Genomic DNA, 12,547 nt, shown 5'->3' with positions numbered 1-12,547 from the left:
GGCCTCGTCCGCGAGGCCTGCGGCGAGACGGCGTACGCAGCCGGCAAGTTCGCCGAGGCGCTGTCGGAGTTCCGCGCCGCACGTCGGATGACGGGTGGCTACCTGTATGCGCCGATGATGGCCGACTGCGAACGCGCCCTGAAGCGTCCCGACAAGGCGATCGCCTATGACACGCCGGAGATCCGCGGCCAGCTGGACGATGCGGGCCAGATCGAGCTCTCGATCGTGGTCGCCGGCGCGCGCCGCGACCAGAAGCAGTACGACGCCGCCGTCCGGCTGCTCGAGACCGAGCCGCTGCACACCAAGGGTCGTTCGGACTGGGTGCCGCGGCTGCGCTACGCGTACGCGGATGCGTTGCTGGATGCCGGGCGTCGCGACGAGGCGATCGAGTGGTTCCACCGCACGGTCGCCGTCGACGGCAACGGCCAGACCGACGCTGAAGAGCGCCTGGCCGAGCTCGAGCCGCGTCCACAGGGCTGACCCTGCCCGTCGTTGTCCACAACGTACGACCTGATGCATGCCCCCTGCCGTTGGCAGGGGGCATCGTCGTTTCATGACTGATGACAACAACCGGGTACACCTGGCGGGCCGGGTCTCGGCAGACCCCGAGACCCGCGTCCTTCCAAGCGGCGACGAGGTCGTCTCGTTCCGCCTGATCGTCCGTCGCAGCGCGGCTGCGCTCCGCCGGTCCAAGCAGCTCGTCGACACGATCGAGTGCTCGGCGTGGAGCGTTGCGATGCGACGCACCGTGAGCCGCCTCGAAGCCGGCACTGAGGTGGAGGTGACTGGCGCGCTGCGGCGACGGTTCGCCCGTGGCGGGGGCGGCGCGATCAGCTTCGTGACGGTCGAGGTCGACTCCTGCCGGAGGCTCTCGGTGCCGGCGGTAGCCTCGGGGGCATGACACTGGGCTCGACGACACAATCGCTCAGCGCGCTCTACGACCTGGCGATGCTCGACCTCGATGGTGTCGTCTACGTCGGCCATGACGCCGTGCCGGGAGCCGCCAAGGCGCTGGAGATCGCGCGCACCAACGGGATGCGGCTGGCATACGTCACCAACAACGCCTCGAGGACACCACATGAGGTGGCCGACCACCTGCGCCAGCTGGCGATGCCCGAGGTCAGCGACGGTGACGTCGTGACCTCGGCGCAGGCGGTGGCACACCTCGTGGCGGATGCCGTGCCGGCCGGTTCGCCGGTGCTCCTGGTCGGCGGTGAGGGTCTGCGCGCACCGCTGGAGGAGCGTGGGTTGCGATGTGTCATGAGCCTCGACGATGGGCCGGTCGCAGTCGTGCAGGGCTTCCATCCCGACGTGGGCTGGCGGCAGCTGTCCGAGGCGGCGTTCGCGATCCAGGCCGGGGTGCCGTGGTTCGCCAGCAACACCGACCTCACGATCCCGACTTCGCGAGGGATCGCGCCGGGCAACGGCTCGCTGGTGCAGACGATCCGCAACGCGACCGGAGCCTCGCCGATCGTCGCAGGCAAGCCTGAGAAGGCGCTGTTCGACGAGACGATGGAGCGCGTGGGCGGCGCCAACCCGATCGTCGTGGGCGACCGCCTCGACACCGACATCGACGGCGCGATCAACGCCGGCACCGACAGCCTGGCCGTCCTGACGGGGGTCAGCACCCTTCAGGAGGTCATCGATGCCGCCCCGAAACGCCGACCGACCTTCGTGTCGGCCGATCTGGCGGGACTCAACGAGCCACACTTCGAGATCGAGTACGACGCGGACCGGTCCCGATGCGGGTCAGCGACCGCGCTGGTCCGCGATGCCGTCGTGAGCGTCGAGGCAGGCGATCCGCGGAGCACCGATGCTTTGCGCGCGGTGATCGGACTCGCATGGTCGGTGCGTGATCGCTCCGACGTCGAGGTGACCCTGGATGGGACACTGAAACCATGAGCGAGATGAATCCAGAAGCCGGGCCTCCCGACGAGCTCCATGACGACCCGGTCGACCACGTGGTGCCGGAGCCGGCCGAGTCGACCGGTCATGCCGTCATCGACGAGGCGCTCGAGCGACTGGACCGCCTCGACGACCTCGAGATCACCTCGCACCCTGAGGAGTTCGACGCGATCCACCGGGTGCTGCGTGAGTCGCTCGCCAATGCCGGTCGCGACGGGGACATCCCGGAGAGCGCGTGACTGCATGACAAGAAGGCTTCGGCTCGATGCCGAGCTCGTGCGCCGCGGCCTGGCCCGGTCGCGCGAGCATGCCGGGACCCTGATCGAGGAGGGTCAGGTCAAGGTCGCGGGATCCGTCGCGACCAAGGCGGCAACGGGTGTCACGACGGACCAGGCGATCGTGGTTCGTGCGAGCAACGAGCCGACGTATGCGTCTCGCGGCGCGCACAAGCTGCTCGGCGCGCTCGCAGTGTTCGAGCCGATGGGCCTCACGGTGGAGGGCAAGCGCTGCCTCGACGCCGGGGCGTCGACCGGCGGGTTCACCGACGTCCTCCTGCGCAAGGGCGCGCGCCAGGTGTGTGCGGTCGACGTGGGCTACGGCCAGCTGGTCTGGGCCCTGCAGTCCGATGAGCGGGTCGTGGTGTTCGACCGCACGAACGTACGCAATCTGGAGCCTGACGACATCGGCGGCCCGGTCGAGCTGATCGTCTCGGATCTGTCGTTCATCTCCCTTACGGTGGTCATGCCCGCCCTGACGCGGGTGTGCGAGCCGAGCAGCCCGGAGGGCGGAGGTGACATCGTGCTGATGATCAAGCCGCAGTTCGAGGTGGGCAGGAGCAACCTCGGCAAGAACGGCGTGGTGCGAGACCCGCTGCTGCATGCCGACGCCGTGCACCGGGTGTGCCTGTCGGCGTACGAGCTGGGCTGGGGCACCAGGGCGCTGGCGCCGAGCCCGCTGCCCGGTCCCGCCGGCAATGTCGAGTACTTCTGCTGGTTGCGCAGCGACGCCGATCCTCCGGACGAGGCCGCCGCGCACGCCGTGGTCGCTGCCGGGCCGCTGGACACCACGACGGGGGAGGACGCATGACCCGCCGAGTTCTGCTGATCGTGCACGTGGCTCGCGAGGAGGCGAGCAAGGTCGCCACCGCGTTCGCGGCCGACCTTCGCGCCGAGGGCGTCGATGTCTGCGTCCTCGACGCCGAGGTGGAGACACTCCGGGCCGCCGGGCTCGAGAACGCCGGTGTCGTCGCGGCCGAGCCCGGCGCCGCGAGCGGCTGCGAGCTCGCGGTCGTGTTCGGCGGCGATGGCACGATCCTGCGGGCCGCCGAGATGTGCCGCGGCACCGACACCCCGGTCCTGGGGGTCAACCTGGGACATGTCGGCTTCCTGGCCGAGGCCGATGTCGAGGACCTGCACGACGTGGTCCGCGGAGTCGTCGACGGCAGCTACACGGTCGAGGAGCGTTTGACCGTCGACGTGTCGGTGACGGTCGGCGGTGAGGTCGTGGCCACCAACTGGGCGCTCAACGAGGCGTCGGTCGAGAAGGCGGCGCGCGAGCGCATGCTCGAGATCGTCGTCGAGATCGACGGCCGCCCGGTGTCCCGGTGGGGCTGCGACGGCGTCGTGTGCGCAACCCCGACGGGCTCGACCGCCTACAACTTCAGTGCGGGCGGCCCGATCGTGTGGCCCGAGGTCTCGGCGCTCCTGATGGTGCCGATCAGCGCCCACGCGCTGTTTGCCCGACCGCTTGTCGTGTCACCGGACTCGACGCTGGCGATCGAGGTCGTGGGTGAGCACTCGACCGGTGTCCTGTGGTGCGACGGCCGCCGAGCGGCGGACCTGCCGGTGGGCGCACGCGTCGAGGTCGTCAGGGGCAAGACCCCCGTACGCCTGGCCCGCCTGCAGATCGCATCATTTGCCGATCGACTGGTTCGCAAGTTCGACCTGCCGGTCGCGGGCTGGCGTGGATCCGCCGAGCGCCGGCAGCGGGGCGATGCCTGATGTGGCAGCATCTGCGACTCTCGTCGCTCGGCGTCATCGACTCGGCCGAGCTCGAGCTGTCCGAGGGATTCACGGTCATCACGGGTGAGACCGGTGCCGGCAAGACGATGGTCGTCACCGCACTGGGACTTCTGCGCGGGGACCGCGCGGACCTGGGACTCGTACGTCGTGGCGCCGACCAGGCCCGGGTCGAGGCCAGCATCGGGGTCCCCGCCGGCGCTGCCGCGACCGCAGCCGTCGAGGACGCCGGAGGGCGGATCGATGACGACGTCGTCATCCTCGGCCGTGTGCTGTCCGCCCAGGGGAGGTCACGGGCGATCGCCGGCGGAGCGACAGTGCCGGCCGCCCTGCTGGCCGACGTGACGGACGAACTCGTCGCGGTTCACGGTCAGTCGGACCAGCACCGGCTGCTGCGCGCCGCCGAACAGCGCGCGGCCCTCGACCGGTTCGCCGGTGAGTCGTTCGCGGCTGCCGCGGAGGCCTACGCGCCGGCCTACGCCCGATGGCGCACCGTCGAACGTACGCTCCAGGAGCTGCGCACCCACGCCCAGGAACGCGCCCGCGAGCTCGATGTCCTGCAGTTCGGGCTCGACGAGATCAACGAGGTCGAGCCGCATGCGGGGGAGGATGAGCATCTCAAGGTCGAGGAGAGCCGGCTCGCTCACTCGGAGTCCCTGGCCCGGGCCGCCGACCAGGCGCACCGGTCCCTCGTGGGCGAGGACGACCTCGATGCCGCCCGCACCCGGGTGGCCGAGGCCTCGGCCGCGCTGCGCGAGGCAGCGGGCCACGACCCGGCGCTCGATGCCCTCGGCGAGCGCGTGCTCGAGCTCGGCATCCTGCTCGACGACGTGGGCGCCGAGCTGGGCGCCTACTCCGCCGGCGTCGAGCTCGATCCCGAGCGGCTGGCCGCGTTGCAGGACCGCCGGGCAGCCCTGGCCGGGCTCCAGCGCAAGTACGGTCCGACGCTCGACGACGTCCTGGCCTGGGCCGAGAAGAGCGCGGCTCGGCTGAGCGAGCTGGGCAACGACGACGAGTCGGTGGCAGCGCTCGAGGCAGAGCAGGCCGAGCTGGTCCCGGAGGTCACCCGTCTGGCTGGGGAGATGTCGGCGATCCGCACCGAGGCGGCCGCGCGATTGTCGTCGTTGGTCGACCAGGAGATCGCGCAGCTGTCGATGCCGTCGGCGCGTCTCGAGGTGAAGGTCACCAGTGACCCCGACGCGGTGCCCGGAGCCCACGGCGTCGACGACGTCGAGTTCCTGTTCGCCGCCAACAGCGGCACCGGACTGAGGCCCCTGCACAAGGGCGCCAGCGGAGGCGAGCTCTCCCGGCTGATGCTGGCCCTGGAGGTCGTGCTCGCCGACCGCACGACTGTCCCGACGCTCGTGTTCGACGAGGTCGATGCCGGCATCGGCGGCAAGGCGGCGGTCGAGGTGGGTCGCCGGTTGTCGCGGCTGGCCGAGCACGCGCAGGTCATCGCCGTGACGCACCTGCCGCAGGTGGCCGCGTTCGCCGACCACCATTTCGTCGTGTCAAAGGACGATGACGGCACCGTCACCAGCAGCTCCGTTCTCAAGCTCGACGAGCAGGACCGGGTCGACGAGCTGGCCCGTATGCTCGCCGGCCAGGAGGACTCGGCGACAGCGCAGGCTCACGCCCGGGAACTGCTGGATCTCGCCCGGGGATGACCTGAGGTCCGCCTGAGAGTTCGTCTTTTGGGCGACACGCCGAGGCAGCGCGCAAATCGATCCGTCTCAGCGGGAAGCATGGGCCGCGATGGCCATGAGGAAGCACAAGAGACCTGGTTCACCCGAGGTGGCAGGGGTCGCCGGCACCGTGAGGTTCGCGCAACGCGACGGCGATGTCGCATCCCTGCGCGAGGACGACATCGCGGTCGTGGACCTCCCCGAGCTCGACGCCCGTCAGGCGCAGGCGCTCATCGATCGCCGCGTGCGTGCGGTGCTCAACGTCGCTGCTTCCAGCAGCGGCCGCGTGCCGAACGTCGGACCGCAGATGTTGTCACGCGCCGGGATCCTGCTGATCGATCTCGCCGGTGACGATGCCTGGTCGAAGCTCAAGAACGGCGAGAGCGTGCGGATCGAGGACGGCAAGGTGTTCCGCGACGAGATCCTCGTGGTCAGCGGCACCGAGCTCGACGAGACCCGTACGTCCGCGGCGCTCGCCGACGCCGAGTCCGGCCTCGCCACCCGGCTCGACTCCCTGGCCGCCAACGCCTCCGACCACATCCAGCGTGAGCAGACGATGCTGCTCGACGGCGCGCACGTCCCGCGGACCCGCACCAACCTGCGCGGACGCGCCGTCGTCGTGGTCTCCCGGGCGTACGACGACGAGGCGGACCTGCGGGGTCTGCGCCGCTACATTCGTGACGACGATCCGGTGCTGATCGGTGCTGGTGCCGGGGCCGACGTCTTGCTGAAGGCCGGATATGTCCCGGCGGTGGTGGTCGGCGCGCTCGATCATCTCTCGGACGCCGCGATTCGTGCCGCTGGCGAGGTCGTCGTGACGACGTCCTCCGGCACGGTCGACACGCCCGAACGCCTCGAGCGACACGGCAAGGAGGTCGTGACATTCGTGTCGACGGGCTCCGACGACGACCTGGCGATCCTGTTGGCGGACACCAACGAGGCCGAGGTCATCGTGCACGTCGGCGCGCCCGCCACGCTCTCGAAGTTCCTCGAGCGCCCGCCGTCAGAGGTCGCGCGGATGTTCGTCGCCCGGCTGCGAGCCGGCTCCAAGATCGTCGACGCCAAGGCCGTCAACCACTTCACCTCCCAACGGTTCCCGCTGTGGCCCGTCATGCTCCTGCTCGCCGCCGGCGTCGTGGCCGTCGCCGTCTCGATCGCCGTCACCCCCGTCGGCAACGACTGGTTCGACTCTCTCGGTGATCAGCTCGCCGACCTCGGCACCTGGATCAAAGGACTCTTCTCGTGATCAACTTCCGCTTCCACCTCGTCTCCATCGCCGCGATCCTCATTGCGCTGGCGTCCGGAGTCGCCCTGGGTTCGGGGCCCCTGGACGACACCGGAGACTCCTTGCGTGGCGACGACACGACCGGCCAGCAAGCCGCAGACCCGGCGCTGGCAGCATTCGAGTCGGGGTATGCCGGACGTACGTCGGCCGCCTTGCTCACTGACAAGCTCAAGGGGCAGACCATCGTCGTGCTGACCGTGCCGGGCACCAGCGCTGCCGAGGCCAAGGGCGTCACCTCCAACCTCCAGGCAGCCGGCGCCGAGATCGCCGGCGAGGTCAACCTGACGAGCAAGCTCCTCGATGCCTCGGGCCGCCAGTTCGCGGAGGGTGTGGCCCAGCAGGCTGCGGAGGACGTACCCGGTGTGAGTGCGACGGGCGACAGCTACGCCCGGATCGGCGCGGCACTTGGCCGGGCGTTCCTGGCTGACAAGGCAGCGGCCCCCGACCAGACGGCCGGCACGATCCGCTCGGCATTCTCCGAAGGCAAGCTCATCACCCTGACCACGCCACCCAAGAAGCTCGCGACCCTCGCCGTCCTGGTGACGGGCCCGGAGCGTACGGGTGGCTCAGACCAGAGCGGCGTCATCGCGGCACTCGCCGGAGCCCTCAACGGCAGCGGCAAGGGTGTCGTCGTCGCCGGGCCGTCATCGTCGAGCACCGACGGGGGAGCTGTCGAGGCCGTGCGGGACAGCGACTTCGCCACAGAGGTGTCAACCGTCGACGTCACCGACACCGCGGCCGGCCGGGTCGTGACGGCGCTCGTCGCTGCCGCGCAGGCCGGCGGTCAGCCGGGCGCCTGGGGTACGTCGCGCAGCGGCAGCGGCGCGATACCCGCCAGCTGATCGTGGCGTGTGGGCCAACCGACACGTGTGTCATTCGGCTTAACCCGGTTCCTGTTGGTAGGCTGGAATCCCGTGGAGGCCTGATGCAACTGGTGCATCATGAGCGCTCGACATACGGTTTCGACCACGGGAGTCACCTTGGCAGGTAGCGCGGTTACCAAACATGTTTTCGTCACCGGCGGGGTTGCATCCTCGCTCGGCAAGGGTCTGACCGCCTCGAGTCTCGGAAGGCTTCTCAAGTCACGCGGCCTGCGCGTCACGATGCAGAAGCTCGACCCCTACCTCAACGTCGATCCCGGCACGATGAACCCGTTCCAGCACGGCGAGGTCTTCGTGACCGACGACGGCGCCGAGACGGATCTCGACGTGGGCCACTACGAACGGTTCCTCGACGTCGACCTGTCCGGCAAGGCCAACGTCACGACCGGTCAGGTCTACCAGGAGGTCATCGCCAAGGAGCGCCGCGGCGACTACCTCGGCGACACCGTCCAGGTCATCCCGCACATCACGAACGAGATCAAGTCACGCATCCGGGCGATGGCCGGTCCCGACGTCGATGTCGTGATCACCGAGATCGGTGGCACGGTCGGCGACATCGAGTCCCTGCCCTTCCTCGAGGCCGCTCGCCAGGTACGCCACGACGTCGGCCGCGGCAACGTGTTCTTCCTGCACGTGTCGCTGGTGCCCTACATCGGCCCCTCGGCCGAGCTCAAGACCAAGCCGACGCAGCACTCGGTCGCCGCGCTGCGGTCGATCGGCATCCAGCCCGACGCGATCGTGTGCCGCGCCGACCGCGACATCCCGGTCAGCATGAAGCGCAAGATCTCGCTGATGTGCGACGTCGACGAAGAGGCCGTCGTCACCGCGAGCGACGCGCCGTCGATCTACGACATCCCGAAGGTGCTCCACGGCCAGGGCCTTGACGCCTACGTCGTTCGGCGACTCGACCTGCCGTTCCGCGACGTCGACTGGACGCAGTGGGACGAGCTGCTCCGCCGCGTGCACCACCCCGCCGAGGAGATCACGATCGCGCTGGTCGGCAAGTACGTCGACCTGCCCGACGCCTACCTCTCGGTCGGCGAAGCGCTGCGGGCCGGCGGGTTCGCGCACGACGCGCGCATCAACCTGCGCTGGGTTCCCTCTGACGACTGTGAGTCGCCCTCCGGCGCGGCGCACAACCTGCACGACGTCGACGGCATCTGCGTGCCCGGAGGCTTCGGCATCCGTGGCATCGAGGGCAAGCTCGGCGCGCTGACGTACGCCCGCGAGCGCGGCATCCCCGTGCTGGGCCTGTGCCTCGGGCTGCAGTGCATGGTCATCGAGTACGCCCGCAACGTCGCCGGCATCGAGGGCGCCAGCTCGTCCGAGTTCGACCCCCAGACCCCCCATCCGGTCATCGCCACGATGGCCGAGCAGCTCGAGATCGTCGACGGTGCCGGCGACCTCGGCGGCACGATGCGGCTCGGCCTCTACCCGGCCAAGCTGCAGCCCGGCAGCATCGTCGCGGAGCTCTACGGCGCCGACAAGGTCGAGGAGCGTCACCGTCACCGTTACGAGGTCAACAACTCGTACCGGGCCCAGCTCGAAGCGGCGGGCCTGGTGTTCAGCGGCACGTCGCCGGACGCCAATCTCGTCGAGTTCGTCGAGCTGCCGCGCGAGGTGCACCCCTACTACGTCGCCACGCAGGCCCACCCTGAGCTGCGTTCGCGCCCGACGCGGCCGCACCCGCTGTTCTCCGGACTGATCGGCGCCGCCCTGGCCCGCCAGCTCGAGATGCGGCTGCCGGTCGACGAGCAGGCGAAAGCGGACGCATGACCCCGCACCCGCGACTGCCGGGTGAGCTGGCCGACGGCGACTCGCTGACGGACTCCGATCATTCCTGGCCGGTGAGCGCGAGCGTCACCAAGTACGACAGCCCCTACCTCAGCCTGCGCATCGACACGATCGTCGACCCAGCGGGCGGCGAGCACGGGCGAGCCGTCGTGCAGCCGAACGGCGCGATCGCCGTGCTCGCCATCGACGAGTACGACCGCATCCTCCTGGTCGAGCAGTACCGCCATCCGGTCGGACGTCGCCTGCTCGAGCTCCCCGCCGGCACCCTCGACGTACCGGGGGAGTCGGCGCTCGACGCGGCCGCTCGTGAGCTGGCCGAGGAGGCCGATGTCGCGGCCGAGCACTGGGAGTCGATCCTGCACCTGGTGGCCACACCGGGCTACTCGACCGAGGCCTGGGAGGTGTTCCAGGCAACCGGGCTGAGCGCGGTGCCACACGCCGACCGTACGCAGCGCGAGGCCGAGGAAGCCGACATGGTGCAGTGGTGGCTGCCGTTCAAGGACGCTGTCGACGCCGTGCTCTCCGGTCGCATCACGGACTCGCTCACGGTCGCGGGCATCCTCGCGGCACAGGTGCTCCGCACCAGATGACGACGGACGTGGAGCGGGCGGTCCAGGACTACCTGAGTCATCTCAGCGTCGAACGCGGCCTCGCCGACAACACGCTCCACTCCTACCGTCGCGACCTGCGGCGCTACCGCGAGTTCCTGCACGCCCACGAGCTGACGGACCCGGCCGCGATCACCGAGAACGACGTCGCGGCCTTCCTGGGCTCGTTGCGGACTGGCGACCCCGATCACGTGTCCCTCGGGACGGCGAGCGCTGCTCGTACGATCGTCGCGGTCCGCGGCCTGCACAAGTTCCTGCTGCGCGAGCAGATCGTGCCGACCGACGTCACCGCGGCGATCAAGCCGCCGCGCCCCGCGTCGAGGCTGCCCAAGGCGCTGCCGCTGTCGGACATCGAGGCGATCCTCGACGCGGCCGGAGCACCCGGTACGACGCTGTCCTCGCGCGACCGATCGCTGCTCGAGCTGCTCTACGGCACGGGAGCCCGGATCTCGGAGGCAGTCGGCCTGGACCTCGACGACCTCGACCTCGAGGAGTCGACCGTCCTGCTGCGCGGCAAGGGCGGCAAGCAACGCATCGTGCCGCTGGGCTCGTACGCCCGGCAGTCGCTGCTGGACTACCTGACGGCGTCGCGCCCTGCGCTGGTGTCGGCCAGGACGAGCACGCCCGCGGTGTTCCTCAATGCCCGAGGCGGCCGGCTCTCGCGGCAGAGCGCCTGGACGGTCCTGACACGGGCCGCGCAGCGTGCCGGGGTCACTGCCGACGTGTCGCCGCACACGCTGCGGCACTCGTTCGCGACCCACCTGCTGGACGGCGGAGCGGACGTACGCGTGGTGCAGGAGCTCCTCGGACACGCCTCGGTGACGACAACCCAGATCTACACGTTGGTGACCGTGGAGAAGCTCCGGGAGATCTATGCGACGGCCCATCCGCGGGCCTCGAGATAGGTTCTCGCTGCGATCTCGGCAGGCGCGCCGCTCCAGTGTTCGAGAGCGGTCGCCAAGTCGACTTTTCGCGGTAGAGTGGCGCTCGTCCGCCGGTCGAGTTCGAGTGCAGGGGTAGCTGATGAGCAAGGAACTGGGACCGACCGGAAGGCCACTGCCGAACTTCCCGAAGCCCCAGCCTCGCAAGGCCGGACAGCCCGCGACGATCATCGCGATGTGCAACCAGAAGGGTGGCGTCGGCAAGACCACGACGACCATCAACCTCGGTGCCGCACTCGTCGAGACCGGCCGCAAGGTGCTGCTCGTCGACTTCGACCCGCAGGGCTCCATGACCGTGGGCCTCGGCATCAGCGCGCACGAGCTCGACCAGAGCATCTACCACGTCCTGATGGACCGGGAGATCTCGATCAAGGACCTGATCATGCCGACCGCGGTCGACGGACTCGACCTCGTGCCGTCCAACATCGACCTGTCCGCGGCTGAGATGCGGCTCGTGACCGAGGTCGGCCGCGAGCAGGTTCTGGCGCGTGTGCTCAAGCCGATCCGCAAGGACTACGACGTCATCCTGATCGACTGCCAGCCCTCGCTCGGCCTGCTGACGGTCAACGCCCTGACCGCCGCCGACGGCGTCCTCGTGCCGCTGGAGTGCGAGTACTTCGCGCTGCGCGGCGTGGCGCTGCTCAAGGACACGATCGAGAAGGTCCGCGACCGCACCAACGACGACCTGCAGATCATCGGCCTGCTCGGCACGATGTACGACAGCCGCACGCTGCACGGCAAGGAGGTCCTCGCGACCCTCGTCGAGGGCTGGGGCGACCTGGTGTTCCACACCGTCATCCGCCGCACCGTGAAGTTCTCGGACTCGACTGTCGCCGGAGAGCCCATCACGGAGTACGCCACGACGTCCCCCGGCGCCGAGTCCTACCGTCAGCTCGCCCGGGAGGTTCTCGTTCGATGCCCCGACGCGTGACGACCTCGTCGGGCGGGCCCGGCAAGCGCCCCACGATGCCGGGCGCGGATGAGCTCTTCAGGGCCACCGCACCCGCTCCGGCCGCCGAGGAGGGTGACGCCAACGCCGCCGTGGCAGCGAGCGGCCGGGTCAAGCACGACGAGAAGATGACGGTCTACGTCACGGCCGCCGAGCTCCTCGCGGTCGAGCAGGCCAGGCTCAAGCTCCGCAGCGAGCTGGGTCGCAGCGTCGACCGGGGCCGGTTCGTACGCGCGGCACTCGCCGTCGCGCTGGCCGACCTCGATGCCCGTGGCACCGACAGCGACGTCGCCCGGCGATTGAGCGAGTCGTGACGATCGCGGACGTCGACGAGTCCGCGCCGTCCGGATTCTCCGTAGGCCTCACCAACTTCGAGGGCCCGTTCGACCTGCTGCTCCAGCTGATCTCCAAGCACCAGCTCGACATCACCGAGGTCGCGCTGTCCAAGGTGACCAGCGACTTCATCGCCTACATCAAGGAG

Annotated in this window: 13 protein-coding genes and 2 pseudogenes; all 15 read left to right on the top strand. The window is 69.7% G+C overall.

All coding sequences use genetic code 11. The features are described from left to right. A pseudogene (locus V6M46_RS03610) lies at window positions 1-480 on the top strand (hypothetical protein); the annotation flags it as partial. 73 nt (window positions 481-553) lie between these two features. Further along, window positions 554-901, top strand: coding sequence for a single-stranded DNA-binding protein (locus V6M46_RS03605; RefSeq protein ID WP_332662402.1), 348 nt, complete (start codon window positions 554-556; stop codon window positions 899-901). After that, on the top strand, window positions 898-1,902 hold the full coding sequence (locus V6M46_RS03600) for an HAD-IIA family hydrolase (RefSeq protein WP_332662401.1): 1,005 nt from the start codon (window positions 898-900) through the stop codon (window positions 1,900-1,902). Before V6M46_RS03605 ends, V6M46_RS03600 begins: the two co-directional genes overlap by 4 nt. Then, the gene (locus V6M46_RS03595; RefSeq protein ID WP_332662400.1) at window positions 1,899-2,144 is read left to right on the top strand and encodes a hypothetical protein; all 246 of its coding nucleotides are present in this window, start codon (window positions 1,899-1,901) and stop codon (window positions 2,142-2,144) included. Before V6M46_RS03600 ends, V6M46_RS03595 begins: the two co-directional genes overlap by 4 nt. A 4-nt stretch (window positions 2,145-2,148) precedes the next feature. Further along, the gene (locus V6M46_RS03590; RefSeq protein WP_332662399.1) at window positions 2,149-2,991 is read left to right on the top strand and encodes a TlyA family RNA methyltransferase; all 843 of its coding nucleotides are present in this window, start codon (window positions 2,149-2,151) and stop codon (window positions 2,989-2,991) included. Further along, window positions 2,988-3,905, top strand: a complete 918-nt coding sequence (locus V6M46_RS03585; RefSeq protein WP_332662398.1) for an NAD kinase — start codon at window positions 2,988-2,990, stop codon at window positions 3,903-3,905. The genes V6M46_RS03590 and V6M46_RS03585 overlap by 4 nt, the downstream gene beginning before the upstream one ends. Further along, entirely contained in the window at window positions 3,905-5,590 is a 1,686-nt protein-coding gene (gene recN / locus V6M46_RS03580) for a DNA repair protein RecN (RefSeq protein ID WP_332662397.1), read from the top strand. Before V6M46_RS03585 ends, recN begins: the two co-directional genes overlap by 1 nt. A gap of 127 nt (window positions 5,591-5,717) precedes the next feature. Continuing rightward, complete coding sequence (gene steA / locus V6M46_RS03575) at window positions 5,718-6,854, top strand: putative cytokinetic ring protein SteA (protein ID WP_332662396.1); 1,137 nt, start codon at window positions 5,718-5,720, stop codon at window positions 6,852-6,854. Beyond that, a complete protein-coding gene (locus tag V6M46_RS03570) occupies window positions 6,851-7,735 on the top strand; it encodes a copper transporter (protein WP_332662395.1) in 885 nt (294 codons plus the stop codon). The genes steA and V6M46_RS03570 overlap by 4 nt, the downstream gene beginning before the upstream one ends. Window positions 7,736-7,834: 99 nt before the next feature. Next, entirely contained in the window at window positions 7,835-9,550 is a 1,716-nt protein-coding gene (locus tag V6M46_RS03565) for a CTP synthase (protein ID WP_332662394.1), read from the top strand. Then, window positions 9,547-10,158 carry an NUDIX hydrolase gene (locus V6M46_RS03560; protein ID WP_332662393.1) on the top strand — a complete coding sequence of 204 codons (612 nt, stop codon included), beginning with the start codon at window positions 9,547-9,549 and terminating at the stop codon, window positions 10,156-10,158. The genes V6M46_RS03565 and V6M46_RS03560 overlap by 4 nt, the downstream gene beginning before the upstream one ends. Next, complete coding sequence (gene xerD / locus V6M46_RS03555; protein ID WP_332662392.1) at window positions 10,155-11,081, top strand: site-specific tyrosine recombinase XerD; 927 nt, start codon at window positions 10,155-10,157, stop codon at window positions 11,079-11,081. Before V6M46_RS03560 ends, xerD begins: the two co-directional genes overlap by 4 nt. Before the next feature lie 118 nt (window positions 11,082-11,199). Beyond that, a complete protein-coding gene (locus tag V6M46_RS03550) occupies window positions 11,200-12,048 on the top strand; it encodes a ParA family protein (RefSeq protein ID WP_332662391.1) in 849 nt (282 codons plus the stop codon). Further along, window positions 12,033-12,380 carry a hypothetical protein gene (locus tag V6M46_RS03545; RefSeq protein WP_332662389.1) on the top strand — a complete coding sequence of 116 codons (348 nt, stop codon included), beginning with the start codon at window positions 12,033-12,035 and terminating at the stop codon, window positions 12,378-12,380. Before V6M46_RS03550 ends, V6M46_RS03545 begins: the two co-directional genes overlap by 16 nt. Continuing rightward, a pseudogene (locus V6M46_RS03540) lies at window positions 12,377-12,547 on the top strand (segregation/condensation protein A); the annotation flags it as partial. The gene V6M46_RS03545 and the pseudogene V6M46_RS03540, both read left to right, overlap by 4 nt.

The organism is Aeromicrobium sp. (assembly GCF_036676885.1).
Lineage (GTDB): Bacteria > Actinomycetota > Actinomycetes > Propionibacteriales > Nocardioidaceae > Aeromicrobium.
This window is presented reverse-complemented; position numbering and strand designations above follow the sequence as displayed.

Coding starts and splice junctions, on each gene's coding strand:
- recN (WP_332662397.1), top strand. CDS start 3,905: ATGTGGCAGCATCTGCGACTCTCGTCGCTCGGCGTCATCGACTCGGCC.
- V6M46_RS03565 (WP_332662394.1), top strand. CDS start 7,835: ATGAGCGCTCGACATACGGTTTCGACCACGGGAGTCACCTTGGCAGGT.
- V6M46_RS03590 (WP_332662399.1), top strand. CDS start 2,149: ATGACAAGAAGGCTTCGGCTCGATGCCGAGCTCGTGCGCCGCGGCCTG.
- V6M46_RS03560 (WP_332662393.1), top strand. CDS start 9,547: ATGACCCCGCACCCGCGACTGCCGGGTGAGCTGGCCGACGGCGACTCG.
- xerD (WP_332662392.1), top strand. CDS start 10,155: ATGACGACGGACGTGGAGCGGGCGGTCCAGGACTACCTGAGTCATCTC.
- V6M46_RS03600 (WP_332662401.1), top strand. CDS start 898: ATGACACTGGGCTCGACGACACAATCGCTCAGCGCGCTCTACGACCTG.
- V6M46_RS03545 (WP_332662389.1), top strand. CDS start 12,033: ATGCCCCGACGCGTGACGACCTCGTCGGGCGGGCCCGGCAAGCGCCCC.
- V6M46_RS03605 (WP_332662402.1), top strand. CDS start 554: ATGACTGATGACAACAACCGGGTACACCTGGCGGGCCGGGTCTCGGCA.
- V6M46_RS03595 (WP_332662400.1), top strand. CDS start 1,899: ATGAGCGAGATGAATCCAGAAGCCGGGCCTCCCGACGAGCTCCATGAC.
- V6M46_RS03550 (WP_332662391.1), top strand. CDS start 11,200: ATGAGCAAGGAACTGGGACCGACCGGAAGGCCACTGCCGAACTTCCCG.
- V6M46_RS03585 (WP_332662398.1), top strand. CDS start 2,988: ATGACCCGCCGAGTTCTGCTGATCGTGCACGTGGCTCGCGAGGAGGCG.